The following is a 24,031-nucleotide window of genomic DNA, read 5'->3' as shown; positions in this document are numbered from 1 at the left end:
GCGACGTGGGAGCGCGCCCACGAGGCTGACACACCGTTACCGGCGTGTAAACCTCCGGCGACGCTCAGTCCTGGGCGCGCCAGCGGTAGAAGACGGTCGCCACCTGGTCCTGCGGGCCGTGGCAGAGGTCCGGCCGGTACGGCTCGACGTACGGGCCGAGATCCTGCATCACCTTGCCGAAGGCCGGCTTGTCGGCATGCTGGTCGCGGGTGGCCTCGGCGGCCGACGTCTCCTGTTCGAGCAGGTGGACGTAGACGTCGTCGATCGAGTAGAGCCAGCGGCCGGTGACGCCCAGGTCGAGCGGGAGCGACCCGGCGTCGGACTCGCCGAACACCCGGGCCACGTCCGGTTCGGCGCCCGGCTTGATCCGCCCGACGATCACGGTGAGCGTGGTGTCCGCCGGCGGCTCGCCGGCCGGCGCCCAGTGGTAGAACTCCTTCGCCACCGAGTCCGACGGGTTCTTCCAGTAGCGTGGGTACGGCGTCACGTACGGGCCGATCTCCTCGGCGATCTTCTGGAACGCGGGCAGCCCGCGGGTCTGCCCGGAGATCCGCGGGTCCTGCTCCCGCTCGATCACGTGCAGGTAGAGGTCGTGGTGGGACAGCAGGTAGCGCCCGATCACCCCGAGGTCCTGCGGGCGGGTGACCTGGTCGTAGTGGCCGAAGACGGCGCCGACGGTCTCGTCGCTGCCGGGGACCATGTGGCAGACGATCACGTTTCGGAAGACCATGACTGCTCCTTGGGTGAGTGCTGGACGGAGAAGGTGACAGGCAGTTCCAGCAGGCCGCGGAACGGCGAGGCGGCGGGCAGCCGGCGCACCTCGGCGAGCGGCACGGCGAGGCGCAGCCCGGGCAGCCGGCGCAGCAGCGCGGAGAGCGCGAGCAGCGCCTCCATCCGGGCCAGCGAGACGCCCAGGCAGTAGTGCACGCCGTGGCCGAAGCCCAGGTGCGGTCCCCGGACCCGGCGCAGGTCGAGCCGGTCGGGATCGGTGAAGTGGGCCGGGTCGTGGTTGGCCGCGTTGATCGCCACCCCGACGATCGACCCGCGCGGGATGCGTACCCCCTGGTAGTCGACGTCCTCGGTGGCGATGCGCGGGCTGGCCACCGGCAGCGGGCCGTCGAACCGCAGCAGTTCCTCGATCGCGGTGGGCAGCAGGCGCGGCGTGGTGCGCAGCAGGTCGAGCTGTTCCGGGTGGGTGAGCAGCGCCAGCACCGCGTTGCCGAGGAAGTCGGCGGTGGTCTGGTGCCCGGCGAACAGCAACAGGAACGTGGTGGTCACCAGCTCCGCCTCGGACAGCGTCCGGTCCCGGTCGACCGCGTCGACGAGCGCGCCGATGATGTCGTCGGCCGGGTCGTCGCGCTTGGCCCGGACCAGGTCGGCCAGGTAGTGGTGCAGCCGTAGCTGGGCCTCCTGCACCGCGGCCCGTTCCTCGGCGGGCGGCCGGCTGGTCGAGCCGGAGGTGCGGATGACCTGGGTCCAGTCGAGCACCCGGTCGTGGTCGGCCGGCGGCACGCCGAGCAGCTCGCAGATGACAGTCATCGGCAGCGGGATGGCGAAGTCGCGCATCAGGTCCGCCTCGCCCTGCGGAATCATCTTGTCGATGAGGTGGTCCACGATCGTGGCCACCCGGGGGCGCAGCGCCTCGATCCGGCGCGGCGCGAACGCCTGCGACACGACCCGGCGCAGCCGGGTGTGCTCGGGCGGGTCGGAGTTGAGCATGTTGCGGTTCAACCCCTCCGAGTTCGGGCCGAAGATCCGCAGGTAGTGCTGGTCGGGCCCGTAGAGGTCCTTGGACAGGCGCGGGTCGGTGAGCGCCGCCCGCGCGTCGTCGAACCGGGTGATGAGCCAGGAGTCGAAGCGTGGCGAGCCGACCGGGCAGACCGGCCGCTGGGCGCGCAGCCGGGCGAGGGTCGGGTAGGGGTCGGCCGCGAACGCGTCCGTGTACAGCTCGGCGGCGGGCACCACATCCTCGGTCATCGGGCCTCCCCCGGTTCGCCGGTCACGCTGTGCAGCACCTGGTAGGTGTGCCGCTGGGCGGACTCGCGCAGCTCGCGGACCACGCGCAGCAGCCGGTCGCGGTGCGCGCTGCGGCCGAACGCGTCCAACCGTTCCCGGTCCGCCCAGTCGCTGATGATCAGATAGCTGCGCGGGTCGTCGGCGTCGCGGACCAGGTCCTGGTGCAGGCAGCCGTCCAGGGTGCGGATCTCCTCGGCGGCGGTGCGCCACTCGGCCTCGAAGCGTTCCGCGCAGCCCTCGCGGGTGCGCATCGCCAGGACCGTGCGGATCCGGCTCACCTGGCGCCGCCGAACACCAGGCCCAGGTGCTTGCGGAGCGCGTCGGCGTCGACCGGGGCGCCCCGGAAGCCGACGTGCCCGTCCGGGCGGATCAGGTAGAGCCCGGTGCCGGCCAGGCCGTACCCGGCCCGGAACCGACGGTCGCCGTCGCGCAGCACCGGCGGGTCGGCCGGGCCCGGCCCGCCGACGTCCGGGTCGAGCAGCAGGTACGCGTCGAGTTCCCCGCCGGCCTGCCGCCGCGCGTCGGCGCAGAGGTCGGCGAGACCGGCCAGCTCCGCCGCGCCGGCCGTGGCGTCGGCGTAGAGCAGCAGGGTGTGCCGGGTGCCCCGGGTGAGGTCCCGTAGCCGCAGCGGATGGCCGACGCCGCGCCGGCGCAGGCCCTCGACGTCCGGCGCGCGGTCGCCGGGTCGGGGCGCGTCGGCGAGCGCCGCCGGGTCGGCGACGGTCTCCCCGACCAGCGGGCTGCCGGCGTAACTGAGCAGCAGCGACATCTCCTGGCGGAACTGCCGTTCCAGGTCGGCGCGGTCCAGTTCCTCGGTGCCCGCCAGCCGCACCGCGCGGCCGACGATCTCCTCGCCCTCCGGCCGTCGCTCGGCCTCGTAGCTGTCCAGCAGCCCCGGCGCGGCGAGCCCGCGCACCGCCAGGGCCAGCTTCCAGGCCAGGTTCCAGGCGTCCTGGATGCCGGTGTTCATGCCCTGCCCGCCGGCCGGCGGGTGCAGGTGGGCGGCGTCGCCGGCGACGAAGACCCGGCCGTGGCGGTAGCGGTCGACGATGCCGTGGCTGATCCGGAACACCGACGACCAGCGCAGGTTCGACGCCCGGGTGCCGGGCGGCGCGAGGCGGTCGAGGGCGGCCTGCACGTCGTCGAGGGTCGGGGAGCCGAGTTCCTCGCTGAACCCGGGCGGCGCGTCCTGCCCGCCGGTCTGGGCGAAGAACCGGGGCGGGGCCAGGGTGGCGATGCGGTAGCGGTGCTCGCCGCGCAGCGGCACGCAGACGAGCATCCCGTCCATCTGCCCGTCGGTGGTGTGCAGGAACCGCAGCAGGTGCCCGTCCGGCATGTCCCAGTCCACGTCGACGTCGACGAGCATGAACAGTTGCGGGAAGCGGCCCAGCCCGCCGGTGAAGGTGAGCCCGAGCCGCTCGCGGACCCGGCTGTGCGCGCCGTCGCAGCCGACGAGGTACGCCGCCCGTACCGTCTCGGTGGCGCCGTCGGCGGTGCGGACGGTGGCGGTCACGCCGTCGGCGTCCTGGGTGAAGTCGACAAGCTCGGCGCCGCGTCGCGGACGCACCCCGAGCGTGGCGAGCCGGGCGGTGAGGATCCGCTCGGTCTCGTACTGCGGCAGGCCCAGGTGGGCGTAGGGCAGGCCGGGCAGCTCCCAGCTCATCCGGTGGGTCTGCGCGCCGTTGACGAAGACCATGTTGCCGGTGAGCCAGATGCCGGCGTCCATCGCCTCCCGGACGACGCCCTGCTCCTCCCAGATCTCCATGGTGCGGCAGTGCACGCCGATCGCCTTGTCGGCCTGGCCGGGCGGGGTCGCCAGCCGGTCGATCACCTGGCAGCCGACGCCGCGGCGGGCCAGCTCGACGGCGGCGGTCAGCCCGGTGGGCCCCGCCCCGACGACGAGTACGTCAGTTGTCCTCTGCACGTCGGCCTCCCTGACCGTGGTGTGGTGTCGGCCGCCGCCGTCGGACACGACGTGGAAGAGGCGGCGTCGGATGTCCAGCAGGAACGGTGCGATCGGGCCGGCCTGCGCCGAGGCGTGGGCCGGGTCGGCGATCCAGTCGAGGAACTCGGCCGCGCCGTCCCACTCGGCGAGGATGTGGTGCGTGTCCGTGCCGGGTTCGCGGAGCAGTTGCTCGCGCCGGTAGCCGGGCACGGCCGCCATCCGCCGCACCACCTCGGGGTAGCCGCGGTGGAACTCGGCGAGGCGGGCGCACGGCACGGTCAGCTCCACGTCCACGTAGACCGGGCCGGTGCCCTCCTCCGTCTCGGCCAGCAGCGGGTAGTCCGGCGGCCCGGCCGGCTCGGTGAGCGGCCGGAGCAGGTCGGCCAGGCGTGCCGCCACCGCCCCCTCCCGGTACGCGCGCAGCGCCGCCTCGTCGGTCCACTCGGTGACCACGACGAAGCCGTGCGGGTCCAGGGCGTCGCGGAGCAGCTCGTGCCGGAGGCCGCCGGTGAGGCCGCGGAGCTGCCCGACCACGCCCTCCCAGGCCGGCCCGATCGCGGGCTCGCAGCCGGGACGCGCCCGCAACCGGAGCATCGTCCTGATCATGCCGCCCCCTCGCGCCGTGCCGTCCTCGTGCCGCGACCCTGCCGCAGGCCGCGTCACCAGGTCGTCACCGGCGCGGTGGGGGGTGTCGCCGAGCGGTGACGCCACCGGGACGGCCGATGACCACGCCTACTCGTCCACAACGGTCCGCGGGCGCATCGCCGCCGACCAGGTCACGTCGTACCGGTCGGCCGCGACCGACTCGGCGAACGCCGCCGCCGCGTCCGGCGAGCCGGCGACGCGCCAGTCCTGTTCCTTGTCCACCTCGAACCAGATCAACCCGATCAGGTCCGGATAGCGGGGCAGCGCGTCGAACGTGTCCCGGATCCACCGGGCCTTGCGCCCGCCGGTGTCCGAGGCGCCGGTCTCGGTGACGACGAGCGGCCGGCGCGTCACGGCGCGGATCTCGGCGATGGTCGGTCCGAAGATCTGGTCGAAGGTGGAGTACGACTTGGTGAACGCGCCCATGCCGTAGTAGCCGGTGACGCCGACCCAGTCGACGTAGTCGTCGCCCGGGTAGAGCCCGGTCAGCCCGGCGGTGGTCTTGTCCCATCTGGCGTTCGGGCTCCACACCCAGGTCACGTTCGTCGCCCCGGCCCCGGTGAAGACGTCGTGCACGTGCCGCCAGGCGCGCACGTAGTCGCCCGGGTGGTTGCCGTTGGCCCGCTCGCACCACGGGTACCAGTCGCCGTTCATCTCGTGCGCGAACCGGATCGCCACCGGATAGCCGAGCGACCGCACGCCCTCGGCCCAGGACCGCAGGTAGCCGTCGAAGTCACCGGCGGCGATGCGGGCCAGCCGGTAGTCCGGCTGGCTGGAGCGGAGCCGGTCGACCTGGCGGGCCGGCAGCCCGGTGTCCCGGGCCGCGATGTCCACCGCGTGGTCCCACGGCTCCCAGCCCAGCATCGGCATCATGTTCCGCTCGGCGATCCGGTCGAACAGGCTCCGGTCGAAGGCGGCGGACGCCCAGCCGGCGCTGAAGAGCATCACCTGCGGCGCCCGCCCGGCGGCGTCGGCGAACCGGTCCACGGCGGTCAGGTCGTACGGCCCCTTGTCGGTCATCACCCCGACGAACGCCCGGCCGGCCGGCGGAAACACGCCGCCGGGACCGGCCGTGGCCGCCGCCGGGGCGTCGGCCGTCGCCACCGCCCCCGGCGCGGTTCCGCCGGCGCGCCGGTCCGGGGCGTCCGCGCCCGGGCCGCGCCACACGCCGGGCGCCACCACGAAGGCGTACGCCAGCAGCAGCGCGCCGACAAGCGCCAGGCCCACCCGGGGCACGCTCAGCCTCAGCACGGCGCCGCACCGGCGGTCGGCGCGGGCGACGCCGGCGCCGGCGGGTCGTCCCGACCGGAGCGGACGTTCTCCACCCAGGCGATCAGCGGTGGGGCGAGACCTGTGACAAGCGTCAGCGCCGGCCACACCCGCAGCAGCGGGTGGCTGTGGTCGAACGCGAAGCTCGCCGCGAGCAGACCGGCGGACGCGCCCGCCCAGCACAGGTGCAGCCGGAAGGTGCGCGGCGACTCCGTGGTGCGCAGCGTCCCCTTGGCGGTGACCACGAAGCCGAGCCGGCGGCGCAGCACCGCGCCCACCGCGGCGGCCAGGTAGACCGGCCCGGCGAACAACGCCAGAGCCATGCCGACCATGCCCACCTCCTCCCGCTCGTGCGGCGCGATGTTGAAGCGGCGCAGCCAGAGCCAGAGCAGGAACCAGGTGCCGATCGTCGCCCCCCACAGGGTCGCCCACACCCGCGGGTCGAGCCGGCCCGCCTCGACGCCGGTGAGCAGGTACAGCGCGGTGGCGGCGTTGCCCAGCAGCAGACTGACCGCGACGCTCGGGTAGTAGAACTGGAGCAGGCGGTACTGCCAGCGACGGCGCGACGGCAGCTCGCGCGGGGCCCGCAGCTCCCGCCGGAGCAGGATCTCGCAGATGCCGGCCGCCCAGCGCCGCTGCTGGTTGAAGTAGTCGGCCCAGGAGGTCGGGCCCTCCCCCAGCGCCACCACGTCCGGGGTGTAGACGCCCTTCCACAGGCGGCCGGTGGCCGGGTTGACGGCCGCGTGGATCCGGATGCTCGTCAGGTGGTCCTCGATGATCGAATCCTGGTAGCCGCCGATGGTCCGCCAGGCCGCCGGCCGGTAGAGGTGGCCGGTGCCGGTGAGCAGCGGCGCGTCCAGCCCGTTGCCGCCCCGGGCGATCAGGCCGTTGTAGAGGTACTGCTGCACCGAGGCGCCGTGGGCGACGAAGTTCTGGTGCATGTTGCCGTACACCTGCGGTGTCACCACGAACGCCACGTCGGGGTCGCGGAAGTAGCCGAGCGTGCGTTCCAGGAAGTGCGGCAGCGGCACGTGGTCCGGGTCGACGTTCGCCACCACGTCGTAGTGGTGCTCGTGCTCGGCCCGCCAGGCGTTGTGGTTGCCGGACTTGGTCCGGGCCCGGAACTCGCCGCGCGGCTGGTTGTACTCCGGCCGCCCCCGGCGGCTGAAGTGGCGGACGCCCAGCCGCGCCGCCATCGCCCGCACCCCGGGGTCGTCACCCTCGTCGAGGATCCACACGTCCACCTGTCCGCAGTAGACGATCTCCCGGAGCCGGCGCAGCGTGCGCTCCGCGACGTCGAGCGGCTCCTTGCTCGGCACGATTGTGGTGAGCAGGGCCACCCGCAGGCCGACCGGCGGATCGACGGGCACCGGATCCTTGGCGTGGAAGGCGAACACCCACACCACCACGTTCTGCGCCAGCCGGATCAGCTCGACGCCGACGACGACGCAGAACGCGAGCCGGGCGGCGACCGTCGACCAGCCGCCGAGCCCGATCACCCCCGGGCCGGGCACGTGCCGCGGCAGCAGCAGCCAGCCGACGAAGAGCAGGCCGGCCGCGCTGTTGACGAACACCAGCAGGGTCAGCACCAGCCGCGCGGCGACCGAGGCAGCCGGGCGCAGTTCGACCGCAGCGTCGGGGTGGCGGGGCGGGCGCAGCGGCCCGGCCACGGCGCCGCAGCGCGCGTACGCGAGGCGGGCCCGGATGTTGCGCTGCCGGCGCTCCGGCACCGGCCGGCCGTCCGGTGCGGGCGGCGCGGCCAGCGGCGGACGGACCGGCGGCGTCGCCGGTGCCCTCGGCGCCGTGGCGCGGGACAGGCGTGTATCGGCGGCGACGGCCAACGTTTCCCCCATGGTCTGCATCGGGCTCGCCCGGAACCCCGACCGATGCTAAGCCGGCAATCATCACCGAAGTGGGCGATCAGGCGTATCCGGGTCGTTCGGCCACCAGGCGGCGGCCCACCCGGGGCGCGCCCGGGACAGGGCGACCGCGCCGAGCACCGCCCAGGCCGGCACCGTGAAGAGCAGCGCGGCCGGCGACCAGACCGGGGCGGCCCCGGCGGCGACGAGCAGGCCGAGCGCCGGCACCAGCGCCCACGCGGTGCAGACCGCGGCGGCGTACCGGAGGGGAAGGCTGAACAGGGCCAGGCCGGCAAGCATCGCGCCGAGCGCGGCGGCGCCGAACAACTCCCGTGGCGTCGCCGCCAGAGCGGCCGGATCGGCCCGGACGCCAGGTGGGAGCAACCCCTCGGCGCGCACGCCGGACCCGATCAGCACGGCGACCGCGAGCACCCCCGGCGCCGCGGCGACCAGCCACCGACCGGCGGCGCGGCGGCGGAAGGCGAGGACCACCCAGCCGTGGCCGGCGAGCAGCAGCAGCGCGCCGGGCTGGCACAGGCCGAGCAGGACCACCGCGCCGGCGTAGGCGGCGCAGCGGCGCGCGTGCGGCCGGTCCAGGACCGGCAGCAGCAGCCAGGTGGCGAGCACGGCCGCGAACAGCGCCAGGGCGTACGGCTGGGCCTCCCGCGCGGACCGGGCCGAGACGGGCAGCGCCGCGAAGAGCACGCCCGCGAGCACGCCCGTGCCGGGCGCGAACATCCGGGTGGCAAGCGCCCCGACGAGCGCCGCGGCCCCGATCATCGCCAGCAGGGAGGGTACGCGCAGGGTGGGGCCGGCGGCGCCGAACAGCTCCGCCCACCCCCGCATCAGCAGGTGGTACGGCACGAGCGCGACCGGACCGCCGCCCAGCGCGTCGGGCCACGGTGACGTGGCGGCGCGCCAGGTCACCACCTCCCCGGTCCGCAGCCCCGGAGTCCCGAGCCCGGCGCCGCCGAGGCCGCCCATCAGCAGCGCCGGCAGCAGCCACGCGGCGATCCGCCGCCGGGTGGCCCCGGCCGCGACGCGCGCGGCGGCCCGGCGCGGGCGGGCCGGCCCGTCCTCACCCCACGGGTCCTCGACACCGATCTCGGCCGGCCCGAGCCGGGGCAGGACCATGGTGTCCGCGTCGTTCACGTTGACTCACGCATCCCCTGAGGCCGGCGCCGGATGACACCACGGAGCCTACGGAGTCAAAGCCGACATAACCCCAATATGCGTATAAAAAGCCCGTCCGCCGGCCGCCCCGAGACGGCCGGCGGACGGGCGTCAGCCCAGCTTCGTGGTCGTCCAGCGTGGGGACGCGGTGGTGACCTCGACGACGTCCCCGACAAGCGTGGTCGACGCCTGCGTGTCCCGGCGGGCGCTGGTGCCGACCCACACCTCGACGTCACCGGGCTCCACCACCCGGGTGAGCGTGCGATCGGAGAAGGCCAGGCGGGTGGTGGGCACCGTCAACTCGACAGTCACCGACTGCCCCGGCTCCAGGCGCACCCGGCGGTAGCCGAGCAACTGCGCCACCGGCCGGGTCACCGAGGCCACCACGTCGCGGCCGTAGAGCTGCACCACGTCGTCGCCGGTCACCGCCCCGGCGTTCGTCACCCGCACGGTCGCGCGCAGCGCCCCGTCGGTCGGCACGGTGGCCGGCACGGTGAGGTCGGAGCGCACGAACGTCGTGTACGACAGGCCGTGGCCGAACGGCGCCGCGGGCGTCGCCGGCAGGTTGGTGACCTCGTTGCCCTGGCCCAGCTCCGGATGCAGGTAGGAATATGGCTGCGCCCCGGTGGAACCGGGCAGGCTGACCGGCAGCCGGCCCGACGGGTTGACCCGCCCGGAGAGCACTGCCGCGATCGCGCCGGCGCCCTCCTCCCCCGGGAAGAACGCCTGCACCACTGCCGCGCAGCGGGCCAGCGCCCAGCCGACCACGTACGGCCGGCCGGTGAGCAACACCAGGACCACCGGGGTCCCGGTCGCCAGGACCGCCTCGACCAGCTCCCGCTGGACGCCGGGCAGCTCCAGGTCGTCCCGGTCGCAGCCCTCCCCGACCGTGCCGCGCCCGAAGAGGCCGGCATGGTCACCGACGACCAGGACGGCGACGTCGGCGGCGGACGCGGTGGCGACCGCCTCGTCGAAACCGGACCTGTCGTCGCTGTCCACGTCGCAGCCGCCGGCCCAGGTGACGAGGTCGGCGCCGAACTCGCCGCGCATCGCGTCGAGGACGGTCGGCACCTCGAAGCCGGTCTCCACGCCGGCATGCTGGACGAGCACGTGGTTGAGGAAGGAGTAACACCCGAAGAGCGCGCCCTGCCGGTCCGCGTTCGGGCCGACGACCGCCACCCGCCGGCCCGCGGGCAGCGGGAGGACGCCCTGGTTGGCGACCAGGACGACCGACTCCTCGGCGAGACGGCGGGCGATCGACCGGTGCTCCGGCGCGTCGAGGTCGATCGACTCGGGCGCCTCGTCGGTGAACGTGGCGTCGAGCAGCCCGAGGTCCCGCTTCTGCCGCAGCACCCGCAACACCGCCCGGTCGACGAGCGCCTCGTCGACCGCGCCGGTCCGCACCGACTCCCGCAGCGTCAGGTAGGCGTCGCCGGTCGGCAGCTCGATGTCGACGCCGGCGGCCAGCGCCTGGCCCGCGGCCTGCGCGTGGTCGGCCGCGACGTGGTGCAGCAGGTTCAGGAAGGCAACCCCGTAGTAGTCGGCCACCACCGTGCCGTCGAAGCCCCACCGGTCCCGCAGCACGCCTGTGAGCATCGCCGGGTCGGCGGCCACCGGCACGCCGTCGATCTCGGCGTAGGAGTGCATGACGCTGCGCGCGTCACCGTCGAGGATCGCCATCTCGAACGGCGGCAACAGCACGTCGGCGAGTTCCCGGGGGCCGGCGTGCACCGGGGCGAAGTTACGCCCGGCGCGCGACGCGGAGTAGCCGACGAAGTGCTTCAACGTGGCGTGCACTCCCTGCGACTGCAACCCCCGCACGTACGACGTGCCGATGGTGCCGACCAGGTAGGGGTCCTCGCCGATGCACTCGTCGACCCGCCCCCAGCGCGGGTCCCGGATCACGTCAAGCACCGGCGAGAGTCCCTGATGGATGCCCAGGGCCCGCATCGACGCCCCGATGGCCGCGGCCATCTCGGTGACGAGATCCGGGTCGAACGCGGCGCCCCAGGCCAGCGGCGTGGGAAACGTCGCCGCCTTCCACGCCGACAGGCCGGTGAGGCACTCCTCGTGGACGATCGCCGGAATGCCCAGCCGGGTGCCGGCCACCAGTTCCCGCTGGAACTTCCACAGCCAGGCCGCGCGGTCGGCGGCGTCGACCGGACGGGTGCCGTAGACGCGGGTGAGATGACCAAGCCCGTGCCGGGAGAACTCCTCGAGCCGGGTGACGGCGGCGAACTCGCCCTGTAGGGGCGCGACCGCCTCGCCGTCCTCCTTCTCCCAGAACCCGACGAGCTGCGCGAGCTTCTCCTCGATCGTCATCCGCCCGAGCAACTCCCGGACCCGCGCCTCACCGGCCGGCCCGTCCACCGCCGCGTGGACCTCTGTCATGGTGTGCCTTTCGCTGTGTTGATGCCGCTCAGCCCTTGACCGCGCCCTGGAGACCGCCGACGATCTGCTTCTCGGCGAGCGTGAAGAAGAGCAGCGCCGGCAGCATCGCCAGCGAGGTGAAGGCGAGAACGCCCGCGGTGTCGGTGGTGTACTGGCTGGAGAAGTTCTGCACGCCCAGCGGCAGGGTGTGCAGACTGACGTCGCCGAGGACCAGCAACGGCAGCAGGAACGCGTTCCAGCTCGCCACGAACGCGAGGATCCCGACGGTGACGAGCGCCGGTCGGGACAGCGGCAGCACGATCCGCCAGAGGAAGCCGAGCCGGTCCGCGCCGTCGATCGCGGCGGCGTCCTCCAACTCCCGCGGGATGGCGGACAGGAACGGCCGCAGGATGACGATCGTGATCGGCAGCGAGAACGCGACCTGCGGCAGGATCACCGCGTAGTAGGAGTTGATCAGGTTCAGGTCCCGCAGCATCAGGTAGAGCGGCAGGATGGCCGCGCCGGCCGGAAAGAGCAGGCCGAGCGTGAAGAAGGTGTGCAACGCCTCCCGGCCACGGAAGGTGTAACGGGCGATCACGAACGCGGCGCAGAGGCCGAGCACCACCACACCGAGCGTGGTGCCCAGCGCGATCACCGCGCTGTTGAACGCCTGCCGCCAGAAGTCGCTCTGGGTGAGCACCCGGGAGTAGTTCTCCCAGACCCACGGGTCGGGCAGGCCGGCCGGGTCCGCCACGATCTGCGGCGTGGTGCGGAAACCGCCGACGATGACGTAGACGATCGGCGCGATCGACACGGCCGCGACGGCGAGCGCGAGCGCGTACGTCAGCGGCGTGCCCCAGGACAGCGGACGGCGGCCGGCGGGCCGGGAGAGCGCGGTGTTCGCGGTCACGTCAGTTCGCCCTTCTCGTGATGGCGCCCTCGATGTCCCGGCGGAGCAGGAACCGCTGGAACAGCAGCGCCGCGACGAAGGAGATGACGAACAGGATCACGGCAATCGCGTTGCCGTAGCCCCAGAGCCGGGCGAAGAACCCGTTGTCCACCATGTACGTCGCCATGGTGGCGGACGCGCCGAGGGACCGGACCGCGGGCACGGAGGTCACCCAGACCACGTCGAAGACCTGCAACGAGCCGATCATGGACAGGAACATCCAGATCCGGATCGTCGGGCCGAGCAGCGGCAGGGTGATGTGACGCTGGATCTGCCACCAGCTCGCGCCGTCGATCGCGGCGGCCTCGGTCAGCTCGTCCGGCACGTTCGACAGGCCGGCGAGCAGGAGGATGATGGCGAAGCCGACGTACTTCCAGGTGAGGACGGCGAGCAGCGTCCAGATGACCACGTCGAGGTCGGCGAGCCACGCCTGCACGAAACCGCCCAGGCCCACCGACCGCAGCAGCACGTCGACGGTGCCGTCGCCGGTGAGGATCAGCTTCCACATGATGCCGACGGTGACCTCGGCGAGCACGTAGGGCACGAAGGCCAGCAGGCGGAACGCGGAGCGCCCGCGGAAGCGGCGGTTGAGCAGCAGCGCGACGCCGAGCGCGATCGGCCCCTGGATCAGCAGCGAGCCGAACACCACGAGGGCGTTGTTGCGCAGCGCGTCGAGGAAGATCGGGTCCTGGAAGGCGAGGGTGTAGTTCTTGAAGCCGATGAACTCGGTGGGTGGTCCCACCCCGCGCCAGCGGAAGAGGCTGTAGTAGAACGCGAAGCCGATGGGGACCAGCACGAACATCACGTAGATGATGAGCGCCGGCGTGGTCAGCCCGATGATCTCGTACCACTTGCGCCGGGTCTGCGCCCGGCGGTTGGACGGGCGTGCGGCGGACCGGAGGCCCGCCGGCGGCGTGGAGACGCCGCCGGCGGGGAACCGGGTCTGGTCGGTGGAGGTCACTTGCTCGCGGCCGCCTTCATGGCGTCGACGACCTTCTCCGGCGTGCCGTTGCCGGCGAAGATGGCGACGATGGCGTCGTTCATCGCGTTGCCGACCGTGCTGCCGAAGGCGGTGTCCAGCCAGAGCTGCACGTAGGTGGCCTCGGACGTGGCGGTCAGGATCGACTTCAGAGCGGGGTCGCTCACGCCGTCCGCCGCACCCTTGACCACCGGCAGGCCGGTGCCGGTCGCCGCGTAGCCCTTCTGCACCTCGTCACTGACCAGGTACTTGAGGAACTCGACACACTCCGCCGGAGCGTTCTTGGCGCAGGAGAAACCGTCGCCGCCGCCGAGGGCCGCCTTCGGGTCACCCGCCGAACCGGAGATCGCCGGCACCGGGAACCAGCCGAGGAACTTGGCCAGCTTCTCCTTGTCCGTGGCGACGGTGTCGAGCGTGCCCCGGTTCCAGTCGCCCATCAGCTCCATCGCGGCCTTGCCGTTGGCGAGCAGGCCGTTGGCGCTTGTCGGGTCGTTCTGACCCGGCGTGGCGATGAAGTTGTTCTGGAACGGCTTGGTGCCGATGAAGGTCTTCAGGTCCTGGCCGGCCTTCACGAAGCACGGGTCGTCGAAGTTGCGGTCGGTGGACGCCTTCTTCAGCGTGTCGACCGAGCAGGCGCGCAGCGCGAAGTTGTACCACCAGTGTGCGGCCGGCCACTTGTCGCCCGCGCCCAGGGCGATCGGGATGACGTTGATGGCCTTGAGCTTGGTGACCGCCTCGTTCAGCTCGTCGAAGGTGGTCGGTGGCGCGCTGATGCCCGCCTGGGCGAACATGTCCTTGTTGTACCAGACGCCTTCGATGCCCATCCGGAACGGCAGTCCGTACTGCTTGCCGTTCACCTGCCAGATCTCCGACGCGCTGCCGATGTTGGCGACCTCGGTCTTGACCTGGTCGGTCACGTCCTTGAGGTAGTCGGCCTCGACCTGCTCGCGCATCTCGCCGCCGCCCCATGCCTGGAAGATGTCCGGCGGGTCGTTGCTCAGCAGCGCGGCGGGGAGCCGGGTGCGCTGGAGTTGGTTGGTCTCGATCGCCTCGATCTCGATCTTGACGGTCGGGTGGGCGGTGGAGAAGTCCTTGGCGACCTTCTCCCAGTAGGTCTTGCCCGGGCCGTCCTGGGAGGCGTTGTGCCACCAGGTGAGCGTCACCGGGTCCTTGTAGAGCTCGCCACCCTTGTCCGCCTCGTCATCGCCACCGCCGCCGCATCCGGCGGCGACGAGAGCGGTGGTCATCAACAATGCCAGGACAGCACCGGCACGGCGTTTCATCACCATAGAGATGTCTCCTCGACCACAGTCGGGTTATCTGTCGGGGAGTGTTACAGCCGCGTAACTCGAAGTCAATCGGTATCGATAACGTTTTCGACACCGTCCGCACACGCGCCCTGACGCCCTCTATCATCGTCGGCGTGGCCTACCCGCAGCGCGTCAAGATGTCCGACGTGGCACGTACCGCCGGCGTCTCGGTGGCGACGGTGTCGAAGGTTGTCAATGGCCGTTACGGCGTCGCCCAGGCCACCGTCGAGCGGGTGCAACAGGTCATCCACGAACTCGGATACGAAGCCGACCTGGGGGCGCAGAGCCTCCGCAGCCATCGCACGAACGTCCTGGGGATCCTGGTCGCGGAGTTCGAGCCGTTCTCGACCGAGTTGCTGAAGGGCGCCTCCAAGCAGGTCGCCGGCAGCGGCTACCAACTGCTTGCCTACTCCAGCGGCGACGGCCAGGGCGCCGCCGTCGGCTGGGAACGGCGGTCCCTGGCCCGGCTGTCCGGGACGCTCATCGACGGCGCCGTGATCGTGACGCCGACCGTGGTCGAGACCAAGCACGGCTTCCACGTGGTGGCCGTCGACCCGCACACCGGTCCGTCCGGCCTGCCGACAGTCGACTCGGACAACTTCGCCGGCGCCGTGCTCGCGACCAACTACCTGCTCTCCCTCGGCCACCGCCGGATCGGGCACATCAGCGGTCGACCCGACCTGGAGTCGGCCCGCCTGCGGGAGGCGGGCTTCCGGCAGGCCATGGCCGACGCGGGCATCGCGGTCGACGAACGACTCGTGCGCGTCGGCGGCTTCCGCATCGAGGGCGCCGCCGACACGGCGGCGGAACTGCTCGCGCTCCCCGACCGGCCGACCGCCATCTTCGCCGGAAACGACCTGTCGGCGATCTCCACGCTCGACGTCGCCCGCACCATGGGCATCCCGGTGCCGGACGAGCTGTCGGTGATCGGCTTCGACAACGTCCCGGAGTCGGCGCTCGTCAACCCACCGCTGACCACGATCCGGCAACCACTGCAACGCATGGGCGCCGAGGCGCTGCGCCTGCTGATCGACCTGGTCGCCGGCGTCGACCGCGACGCGCACATCCGGCTGCCCACCGAGCTGGTGGTGCGGGCCTCCTGCCGGCCGCTCGACTAGCCGGCGTCAGACGCAACCGGCGTCAGACGGCGGCGCGCGACCACTGCTGGTTGGCGCCGGTGTTGCACGCATACTGCTTGAGCACCACGCCGTCCGCGGTCGACGCGGCCGGCACGTCCACGCACTTGCCGCTGTGGCGCGCCCGGAGCTGGAACCAGGTGCCGTTGGCGACCATCTGGAACTGCTGGTTGGCGCCACTGCCGCAGGTGTACTGGATGAGTTCGGCGCCGTCGGCGGTGGACGCGCCCACCACGTCGAGGCACTTCCCGCTGTTGCGGCTGACGAGGCGCCACCAGCCGCTGCCGGCGTCCTGGAACTGCCACTGCTGCCACGTGTTGCCGTTGTACGTGTACTGGCCGACCCGGGCGCCGTTGTCGGTGTTCGGCGACTGGACGTCCATCGCCTTGCCGCTGTGACGCACGGTGACCCGGTAGAACGTTCCGGTCGTCGGCGGCGGCGTCGTGGGGCCACCGCCGACGGTGTCACCCCACCCGTAGCGGATCCGGTCGGCGCCGGAGGCGTTGCGGACGGTCAGGTTCAGGTCGGTGCCGCCGCCGCTGAGCGCGTACATCGAGTACCAGTCGTAGCCGATGGTGCCGGGCTTGCCGCCGAGCGCGGGCCAGTAGGTGCCGCCCATCCGGTTGTCGCGCATGACCTGGGCCATGGCGCGGATGTACCGCACGAAGTTGTCGGCGCTGCCCGCGTCGGCGTAGTTGCGGCCGTCGTTCATCGGCGCGCCGAACTCGGTGGCGACCGCGCGGGAGGCGCAGTTGCCGAGGCGGGTCTGGATGTGGCTCCGGAAGGCGTCGTAGGTCATCTCGCCGTAGAAGAAGGCGTAGTAGTGGAACGAGAGCAACGTCGCGTTGAAGCGGGTGTCGTTGCAGATGTCCCGCAGGTCCTGGCTGAACCCGGTGCCGCCGATGAGCACCCGGCCGGGCACCGCCGAGTAGTGGTAGCTGAGCCAGTCGGCCGCGACGTTGCGCCACTCCGCCGAGCTGTAGCCGTGCGGCTCGTTCATCGGCTCGAAGTAGACGTTGGGGTTCGCGCCGTACGTGTTGGTCACCGTGGACCACATCGCGTTCCACGCGGCGAGGTTCGTGATCCGGCCGCCGGAGGCGGCGCCGTCCTCCCAGTAGGCCAGGATCACCTTGAACCCGCGGGCGGTGGCGGCGTCGATGGCGCCCCGGTACGCCTCCCACCACGCCGTCCCCACCGTGTGCGTGTTGATGGGTAGCCGGACGGTGTTGACCCCCATGGTGGCGGCCATGTCGTCGTAGAGGGCGTTGGCCTTCGCCCGCACCGTCGCGTTGCTGTCGGACGAGCTGAGGCCCTGCACCACGAGGGGGCCGGTGCTGAAGTTGTCACCGAGCACGGCCCAGTTCATGCCCCGGAACCCGTCGGTGGCGGCGGCAGCCGGCGACGACTCGACCACGACGACGCCCACAAGCGCGGTCACCGCGGCCACAAGCGCGATCAGCAACCGGCATGCCGACCGGACGCGCCCCGACTCATCCACGTGAAAGACCTCCCCTAGACAGACAGTTATCTATGTTTGCGTTAACAACTCCGCATGTCAAGGCAGCGTGGGGCACCCGGATGATTGACGGAGCTGCATCGATCGTCGTAGCGTTCCGGTCGAGTTTCGGAAATGTTCCCGGAAGTTTCGCCATGCTTACCGGAAGGAACCCATGAAGCCGAGCCGCTGGATCGCCGCCGGCGTCGTCGCCGTCGCGACCGCCGCCGCCCTGAACGTCGCCCCCGCCACCGCCGGCAAGCCGTCCGACCCGACCGCGCAGAGCCTGCGCGACCTCGCCAAACGACACGGCCTGTACGTGGGCACCGCGGTCGACATGACCACCCTCGACAACGCCGCCGAGCCGCGCTACCGCGAGATCGCCGGGTCCGAGTTCTCCACCGTCACCGCCGAGAACGTGATGAAGTGGGAGAGCCTCGAACCCACCCGGGGCACCTACAACTGGGGTCCGGCCGACGAACTTGTCGCCTTCGCCCGCCAGCACCACCAGCGGGTCCGCGGCCACGTGCTGGTATGGCACAACCAACTGCCCACGTGGCTGACCAGCGGCGTCGCGGACGGCTCGATCGACACCGCCGAGCTGCGCCGGATCCTGCGCGACCACATCACCGCCGTGGTCCGCCACTTCAAGGGCCAGATCTGGCAGTGGGACGTGGTGAACGAGGCGGTGAGCGACCCCTGGGACACCCCGTCCACCCTGCACTACAAGGGTTTCTGGGCCGAGCACCTCGGCCCCGGTTACGTCGCGGACGCGTTCCGCTGGGCCCGCGCCGCCGACCCGAAGGCGCTGCTGTTCTACAACGACTACAACATCGAGGCCTTCGGCTCCGGCAACCCGGCCGACGACAAGACGCAGTTCGTCTACGAGATGGCGCGGGACCTGCGGGCCCGGGGCGTCCCGATCGACGGCGTCGGCAGCCAGGGCCACCTGGGCACCCAGTACGGCAACTACGACACCCTCCAGGTCGTCGCCGCGCTGCGGAAGTTCGCCGGCCTGGGACTGGCGACCGCGTTCACCGAGGTCGACGTGCGCAGCCAGATGACCGACGCGGTCCAGGCCGGTGACTCCGCCGAGATCAACCCGCGCCTCCAGGCGTCCGCGGCCAACTTCAGCACGCTGCTGCGGGCCTGCCTGGCCGAACGGCACTGCCTGTCGTTCACGCTCTGGGGCTTCACCGACAAGCACTCCTGGGTGCCTGGCGCGTTCTCCGACCCGCCGGAGGGGCTGGCCACCGTGTACGACGAGAACTACCAGCCGAAGCGGTCGTACCAGGAGTTGAAGGCCGACCTGATCTACTCCGGGCCGCCGTTCGTGCTGCCCCGCGTACCGCAGCAGCCGCGCCGGTAGTCCGTGCTCACGCTGACCGGCGGCGACCGAGTTCCGACTCCAGCCGCCGGATCAGCGTGCGGCGGGCCTTGCCGCCGCGTTCCCGGCGCAGCGCCGCGTCGAGCTGGCGCTTGTCGAGCCCCCGCACCAGCTTGACCCCCTCGGCCACCGGCAGCTCGTTCACCCGCTCAGCGGCGGTCGCGTCCCGGCGCGCCCGCTTCGCCGGGCCGGTGTTCGACACGTACTGCCGGCCGGAGCGCGAGGCGCGACGCTTGCGGGTGTCGGTGGCCCGCCGCTCGGACTCCGACATCTCCTCCCATGCCTGTTTCGGCAGGTAACGCTCGGTTTCGCCGTCGTGCCGCGCACGCGTGTCACCGGAGCGGGTCTGCCACCGCTCGCCGCCCCAACGCTGCAACGAGCGCTGCCGTGCGTCCTTCGGCCCCTCGAAGCCCCCGCCCTGCTTCTTGTACTCGTTCGTCAGCAGTTGCGACTTGCGGGCCGACCACTGCCCGGGCCGCCCGCCCTTGTCGGAGGCCCGGATCTCCTCCTTGAGCCGCTCCCGCAGCTCGGGCCTGGTGTACTTCGCCATGGCGGAGCGTTACCCGGACCGGGCGCGGCCATGCCCCGCCTCAGCCCGCCGCCCGATAGGTCAGGTCCATCGTGTCGGACCGGCCGGACCAGTCCAGCCGCAGGTGCCAGCAGCCGGCCGCCGGCAGGTCGACGGTGGACGGCCCCGGGCCGCCGGCGACCTCCCGGACCACCCGGGTGCCGGCGCCGTCCCGCGTCGCGGTGATCACCAGCGTGGTCGGCGTGTCCGGGTCGGGCGAGGCGGACACCGGACGACCCACCCAGAGGATCTTGTTGGTGGGCCCCTCGCCCCGACCGACGGTCAGCGGGTGCCCGAACAGGATCGCGACGATCCCGCCCCGGTCGCCGAGGACGTGCGGCATCCGGGTGTCACCGCTGAACCCGGTGTCCGCCCAGTCCGGCAGCCGGCCGGTCGCCACCGCCGAGTGGCATCCCGTCGACGGGGCGGGCGTCGACGGGGCGGGCGTCGACGGGGCGGGCGTCGACGGGGCGGGCGCGGCCCGGGTGGCGCCGGCCGGCGGCGACGCCGACCGGCCGCCACTCCCACAGCCCGCCAGCACGAGCACCGACACCAGTAGGAACCTGACCGAACGCGACATCGCGCACCCCCGGATCGACGACGAACCTCCGTCACCTGGGACACCTGCCGGGCCCGGCAGGTTCCCACCTCACCCCAGCGAGCCCGCGACGTCCAACGCCTCGTCCCGGGTGAGGTCGCCCTCCAACCGGTAGCTCACCCCACCGTCCTGCCAGATCAGCGTCGCGGCGGACAGCCGCGCGGTGGCCACCCGCACCGTGCCGCCGCGATCGACGTACGCGAGCGCGTGCGGGCCGCCGACCCAGATCGCGAAGTCGCCGCGCACGGACGTGAACGTCACGTCCGCGCCGGCCGCCTCCTTGTGGAACGTGATGTCGAGCGTGCCGTCGAAGGCATCCAGGCGCACCGCGCCGCCCCGCCAGAGCAGGCTGGCGACCCGGTGCGCGCCGGCGCCGTCCGGATCGGCGACAAGCGCCCGCTCGGGGGCGCCGAGGCGGACCGGCACCCGGATCGGGAACCGGACCTGCCGCTGCGCCTCGACCAGGGCGACCGGGCGCTGCCCCGGCAGCGGCGACGGGGATCCGGCGGGCGGCGGCGGGGTGGCCGAGGTGTCGATGACGACCCCGGAGAACCGCAGCAGGCCGGCCACCGCGTCGGCGAGGGCGGCGCGGCCCGGCGGCAGCGCCGCCACCAGCAGCGCGGCGAGCGCGGCGGCCAGCCAGTACCGCCACCGCCGCCACCACCGGCGCGGCGGCGGCGCGGCGAGGCGGGCGCGGACCGCGGCGGTCACGTCCGGCGGCGCGGCCGGCTCCAACCAGGCGGGCAGGTCGCGCAACTCCCGTTCCAGCTCATCCACGGTGGGCCCCCTCGCGGTCGAGCAGGACGCGCAACTTCGCCAGCGCGCGGTGGGTCCGCGACTTCACCGTGCCCCGGGGCAACCCCAGCACGGTCACGGTCTCCTCCTCGGTGAGGTCGAGCAGGTAGCGGCAGGCGATCACCTCGCGGTCCCGCGCCGGCAGCCGGCGCAACGCCGCCACGAGCGCGGCCCGACGTTCGGCGGCCAGGACCGCGTCGAGGCCGTCGTCCCCGGCGGCCTCCGGGACCGCGGTCGCGGCCCGCAGGGCCAACCCGTCCCGCCGGCCGCGCGACCGGTGCAGGTTCCGGGTCTCGTTGGCCACGATCGCGAGCAGCCAGGACCGGAACGACGCGTCGCCCCGGTACCGGGACAACTTCCGGTACGCCTTGACGAACGCCTCCTGGGTGACGTCCTCCGCGTCCGGCCCGGCGCCGAGCAGCACCGCCGTCCGGTAGGCGGGCGCGGTGTGCCGGGCGACCAGGAGGTCGTACGCCTCCCGGTCACCGGCGCGTACGCGGGTGACGATCTCCTCGTCGTCCAGGGCAACCTCCGCCTCGGTCCACTTCCCTGACACCGCTCGCGCCGGCCGGGTTCCCGCCGAGTTTGACCGGCGGCCGGGACGGAAAGAGAGGCGGGATGAGCTGGGCCAGAAGAGCCGTACCCACCGCCGTCGCCGCCGTCGCCGCGCTCGCCGCACGGGACCTGCTGCAACGCGACCACGCGCTGCGGCGCAACTTCCCCGTCCTGGGCCGCGCCCGCTACCTGCTCGAGTCGATCGGGCCCGAGCTGCGCCAGTACATCGTCGCCGGCAACGACGAGGAACGGCCGTTCACCCGCGACCAACGGCGCTGGGTGTACGCCTCGGCGAAGCAGGAGAACAACTACTTCGGGTTCGGCACCGACAACGACATCGAGCACACCCGCGGCTACCCGATCGTCAAGCACCGCACGTTCGGGCGGGCCGTGCCGCCGTCGACGCCGGCCGCCGGGCACGACGTGGCGCTGCCCTGCGCCAAGGTGCTGGGCGCGGCCCGTGGGCGGGCGCGGGCGTTCCGGCCGGAGTCGGTGGTCAACATCTCCGGGATGAGCTTCGGTTCGCTCTCCGGCAACGCGATCGAGGCGTTGAACCGGGGCGCCGCGCTCGCCGGCTGCCTGCACAACACCGGCGAGGGCGGGCTGTCGCCGTATCACCGCAACGGCGGTGAGCTGGTCTTCCAGCTCGGCACCGCCTACTTCGGCTGCCGGGACGAGCACGGCCGGTTCAGCCTGGACCGGCTCAAGGAGCTGGTCGCGGGCGCGCCGGTGCGGGCACTGGAGATCAAGCTCAGTCAGGGCGCCAAGCCCAGCCTCGGCGGCCTGCTGCCGGCGGCCAAGGTGTCCGCCGAGATCGCCGCCACCCGGGGCATCCCGGCGGGTCAGGACTGCGTCAGCCCGTCGCGGCACGCCGAGTTCTCCGACTGCGACAGCCTGCTGGACTGGGTGGAGCTGCTCGCCGCCGAGACCGGCCTGCCGGTCGGCATCAAGTCCGCCGTCGGCGACCTGGGCTTCTGGGAGGAGCTGACCACGCTGATGCGGGACACCGGCCGCGGGGTGGACTTCGTGACCGTGGACGGCGGCGAGGGCGGCACCGGCGCCGCCCCGCTGATCTTCAGCGACTCGGTGTCGCTGCCGTTCCAGCAGGGCTTCTCCCGCGTCTACCGGACGTTCGCCGAGCGCGGCCTGCACGAGCAGGTGGTGTTCGTCGGCGCCGGCAAGCTCGGCCTGCCGGACAACGCGGTGGTCGCGTTCGCGCTCGGCGCCGACATGGTCAACGTCGGCCGGGAGGCGATGCTGGCGATCGGCTGCATCCAGGCGCAGAAGTGCCACACCGACACCTGCCCGACCGGCGTCGCGACCCAGAACACCTGGCTGGCCCGGGGCCTCGACCCGGCCCGCAAGTCGGTGCGGGCCGCCAACTACATCCGTACGCTGCGCCGCGACCTGGTCAAGGTGGCCGAGGCGTGCGGCGTCGAGCATCCCGGCCTGATCGGCACCGACTCCGTCGAGATCGTCGACGGCCGGACCGCCTCCACCCCGCTGGACCAGGTGTACGGCTACCGCCCGGAGTGGGGCCTGCCCTCCCCCGCCGATCAGGCGGAGATCGCCGCGCTGATGACGCCCGCCGCACCGCGCGGCAGCAGCGCGCCCCCCTCCCCCACCGCCGTCGGCTGAGTAAGGAGGGGGCCCCGCTTAACGCCTCCGGTATAGGCGGGGGCCCCTCTTAACGTCCGGCGGGGCTGGGAAACCGGTTCGGTGTGTGCGGGTGGACGGCGTAGCGTGCGCCGCATGGCTGTCGACACCCAGCCGGCGGTGCGCGCCGGCCGCTTCCGGCTGCTGCCGTTGGCCCTGCTCTTCCTCACCGTCGGCTTGTCCTTCGCCGTGGTCATGCCGTTCCTGTCGCTGTTCCTCAACACCGAGGTCCGGGCCGATCCGGTGCGGGTCACCGTGATCCTGGTCGTCGCGCCGCTGTCCGGTGTGGTGGTCGCCTCGCTCGTTGGCCGCCTGTCGGACCGGTGGCCGATCCGCCGCAGACTGCTCATCGGAGGGGCGCTGGCCGGGCTGGTGGGCACCGGCCTGATCGCGTTCGTCCGCGACTACTGGATCCTGCTGGCGCTGACCGCGACCGTCATGGCGCTCGCCAACTCGGTGTTCCCGCAGTCGTTCGCCTACGCCCGCCAGCTCCTCGACCGGGACAGTCCCGAGCGGGCCGCGATGGGCATCAGCGCGATGCGTACCGTCTTCTCGCTGGCCTGGGTCGCCGGGCCGCCGCTGGCCGCGGCGCTGCTCTCGACCGGCGGCTTCCGGCTGCTCTACGGCACCGCCGCGGCGATGTTCGCGCTGGCCGCGCTCGTGGTCGTGGCCCGGCTGAAGGAGCTACCCCTGCCGCCGCGGCCGGCCGCCGACGATCGGGGCGGTCTCCCGCCGGGCGTCTCCCGGTGGCGGCTGGCGCTGACCGTGGTCACCTTCACCATGTTGCAGTGCCCGATGACGCTCGGCGTGCAGATGCTGCCGCTGTTCATCGGCCGGGACCTGCGCGGCGACCCGGCGGACGCGGGTCTGGTGCTGGGCCTCTGCGCGGCGCTGGAGATCCCGCTGATGCTGGGGCTGGGCGCGCTCACCGCGCGGTTCCGGCTGCGCGCGCTGATCCTGGTCGGCGCGGGTTGCGGCGTCGTCTACTACCTGATCGCCGCCGGGGCTTCGAGCGTCGGGGTCCTGCTGCTCGCGCAGCCGGTCAACGCGCTGTTCATCGCCGCCGTCTCCGGCGTCGCCATCGCCTACGTGCAGAACCTGCTGCCGGGCCAGCCCGGCCGGGCCACCACGCTGTTCACCAACTCGTTCCCGATCGGCGCCATGCTCGCCGGTCCGCTGCTCGGGCTCTCCGCGCAGATCGGCTTCCGGTGGGCGTACGGCATGAGCGCGGCGTTGTGCGCGGGCGGCCTGCTGGCCCTGGCATTGACCCGGCCCCGGCCCCGGCCGCCCGTGCCGGCCTGACGGTTCCCCGCGGGCGGCGCCCGC

At 72.8% G+C, this 24,031-nt stretch carries 20 protein-coding genes; 4 read left to right on the top strand and 16 right to left on the bottom strand.

What is annotated here, in order from left to right:
* Positions 1–64 precede the first annotated feature (64 nt).
* From SM450_RS23610 to SM450_RS23560, 11 genes are all read right to left on the bottom strand, one after another.
* On the bottom strand, positions 65–730 hold the full coding sequence (locus SM450_RS23610; protein ID WP_474621947.1) for a TcmI family type II polyketide cyclase: 666 nt from the start codon (positions 728–730) through the stop codon (positions 65–67).
* Positions 712–1,977: a cytochrome P450 family protein gene (locus tag SM450_RS23605; RefSeq protein ID WP_474621946.1), complete on the bottom strand. Its 1,266-nt coding sequence runs from the start codon at positions 1,975–1,977 to the stop codon at positions 712–714. Before SM450_RS23605 ends, SM450_RS23610 begins: the two co-directional genes overlap by 19 nt.
* The gene (locus tag SM450_RS23600; RefSeq protein ID WP_474621945.1) at positions 1,974–2,267 is read right to left on the bottom strand and encodes a putative quinol monooxygenase; all 294 of its coding nucleotides are present in this window, start codon (positions 2,265–2,267) and stop codon (positions 1,974–1,976) included. The genes SM450_RS23605 and SM450_RS23600 overlap by 4 nt, the downstream gene beginning before the upstream one ends.
* A gap of 23 nt (positions 2,268–2,290) precedes the next feature.
* Entirely contained in the window at positions 2,291–4,567 is a 2,277-nt protein-coding gene (locus SM450_RS23595) for an FAD-dependent monooxygenase (protein WP_474621944.1), read from the bottom strand.
* A gap of 126 nt (positions 4,568–4,693) precedes the next feature.
* Entirely contained in the window at positions 4,694–5,857 is a 1,164-nt protein-coding gene (locus SM450_RS23590; RefSeq protein WP_474621943.1) for a glycoside hydrolase family 26 protein, read from the bottom strand.
* Positions 5,851–7,728, bottom strand: coding sequence for a glycosyltransferase family 2 protein (locus SM450_RS23585; RefSeq protein WP_474621942.1), 1,878 nt, complete (start codon positions 7,726–7,728; stop codon positions 5,851–5,853). The genes SM450_RS23590 and SM450_RS23585 overlap by 7 nt, the downstream gene beginning before the upstream one ends.
* A 51-nt stretch (positions 7,729–7,779) precedes the next feature.
* Positions 7,780–8,886, bottom strand: coding sequence for a glycosyltransferase family 39 protein (locus tag SM450_RS23580; protein WP_474621941.1), 1,107 nt, complete (start codon positions 8,884–8,886; stop codon positions 7,780–7,782).
* Positions 8,887–9,018: 132 nt separating this feature from the next.
* Entirely contained in the window at positions 9,019–11,298 is a 2,280-nt protein-coding gene (locus SM450_RS23575) for a beta-xylosidase/alpha-l-arabinosidase (protein ID WP_474621940.1), read from the bottom strand.
* A 28-nt stretch (positions 11,299–11,326) separates the two neighbouring features.
* The gene (locus SM450_RS23570; RefSeq protein WP_474621939.1) at positions 11,327–12,187 is read right to left on the bottom strand and encodes a carbohydrate ABC transporter permease; all 861 of its coding nucleotides are present in this window, start codon (positions 12,185–12,187) and stop codon (positions 11,327–11,329) included.
* A 1-nt stretch (position 12,188) separates the two neighbouring features.
* Complete coding sequence (locus tag SM450_RS23565; protein ID WP_474621938.1) at positions 12,189–13,187, bottom strand: carbohydrate ABC transporter permease; 999 nt, start codon at positions 13,185–13,187, stop codon at positions 12,189–12,191.
* Positions 13,184–14,452: an extracellular solute-binding protein gene (locus SM450_RS23560; RefSeq protein ID WP_474621937.1), complete on the bottom strand. Its 1,269-nt coding sequence runs from the start codon at positions 14,450–14,452 to the stop codon at positions 13,184–13,186. The genes SM450_RS23565 and SM450_RS23560 overlap by 4 nt, the downstream gene beginning before the upstream one ends.
* 176 nt (positions 14,453–14,628) lie before the next feature.
* Here SM450_RS23560 and SM450_RS23555 point away from each other — a divergent pair, with 176 nt between their 5' ends.
* A complete protein-coding gene (locus tag SM450_RS23555) occupies positions 14,629–15,633 on the top strand; it encodes a LacI family DNA-binding transcriptional regulator (RefSeq protein WP_474621936.1) in 1,005 nt (334 codons plus the stop codon).
* A gap of 22 nt (positions 15,634–15,655) precedes the next feature.
* Here SM450_RS23555 and SM450_RS23550 read toward each other — a convergent pair whose 3' ends face one another.
* Entirely contained in the window at positions 15,656–17,149 is a 1,494-nt protein-coding gene (locus tag SM450_RS23550) for an RICIN domain-containing protein (RefSeq protein WP_474621935.1), read from the bottom strand.
* A gap of 172 nt (positions 17,150–17,321) precedes the next feature.
* Between SM450_RS23550 and SM450_RS23545 the strand changes: the two genes are divergently transcribed.
* Complete coding sequence (locus SM450_RS23545) at positions 17,322–18,515, top strand: endo-1,4-beta-xylanase (protein WP_474621934.1); 1,194 nt, start codon at positions 17,322–17,324, stop codon at positions 18,513–18,515.
* Positions 18,516–18,522: 7 nt separating this feature from the next.
* On the opposite strand, the gene SM450_RS23540 is transcribed toward SM450_RS23545, so the two are convergent.
* The 4 genes from SM450_RS23540 to SM450_RS23525 all read right to left on the bottom strand — a co-directional run bounded on the left by SM450_RS23540 (position 18,523) and on the right by SM450_RS23525 (position 21,050).
* Positions 18,523–19,083: a hypothetical protein gene (locus tag SM450_RS23540; RefSeq protein WP_474621933.1), complete on the bottom strand. Its 561-nt coding sequence runs from the start codon at positions 19,081–19,083 to the stop codon at positions 18,523–18,525.
* A gap of 40 nt (positions 19,084–19,123) precedes the next feature.
* Entirely contained in the window at positions 19,124–19,681 is a 558-nt protein-coding gene (locus SM450_RS23535) for a hypothetical protein (protein ID WP_474621932.1), read from the bottom strand.
* 69 nt (positions 19,682–19,750) lie between these two features.
* Positions 19,751–20,476: a hypothetical protein gene (locus SM450_RS23530; RefSeq protein WP_474621931.1), complete on the bottom strand. Its 726-nt coding sequence runs from the start codon at positions 20,474–20,476 to the stop codon at positions 19,751–19,753.
* Positions 20,469–21,050 (bottom strand): RNA polymerase sigma factor, encoded by a 582-nt coding sequence (locus tag SM450_RS23525; RefSeq protein ID WP_474621930.1) that lies wholly within the window; start codon positions 21,048–21,050, stop codon positions 20,469–20,471. Before SM450_RS23525 ends, SM450_RS23530 begins: the two co-directional genes overlap by 8 nt.
* Positions 21,051–21,112: 62 nt before the next feature.
* On the opposite strand from SM450_RS23525, the gene SM450_RS23520 reads away from it, so the two are divergent.
* Together SM450_RS23520 and SM450_RS23515 are read left to right on the top strand one after the other, a co-directional pair.
* Positions 21,113–22,687: an FMN-binding glutamate synthase family protein gene (locus SM450_RS23520; RefSeq protein WP_474621929.1), complete on the top strand. Its 1,575-nt coding sequence runs from the start codon at positions 21,113–21,115 to the stop codon at positions 22,685–22,687.
* Between the two features lie 114 nt (positions 22,688–22,801).
* A complete protein-coding gene (locus SM450_RS23515) occupies positions 22,802–24,007 on the top strand; it encodes a sugar efflux transporter (protein ID WP_474621928.1) in 1,206 nt (401 codons plus the stop codon).
* The last annotated feature ends 24 nt before the right edge of the window (positions 24,008–24,031 follow it).

It is taken from the genome of Micromonospora marincola (assembly GCF_056150385.1).
This window is presented reverse-complemented; position numbering and strand designations above follow the sequence as displayed.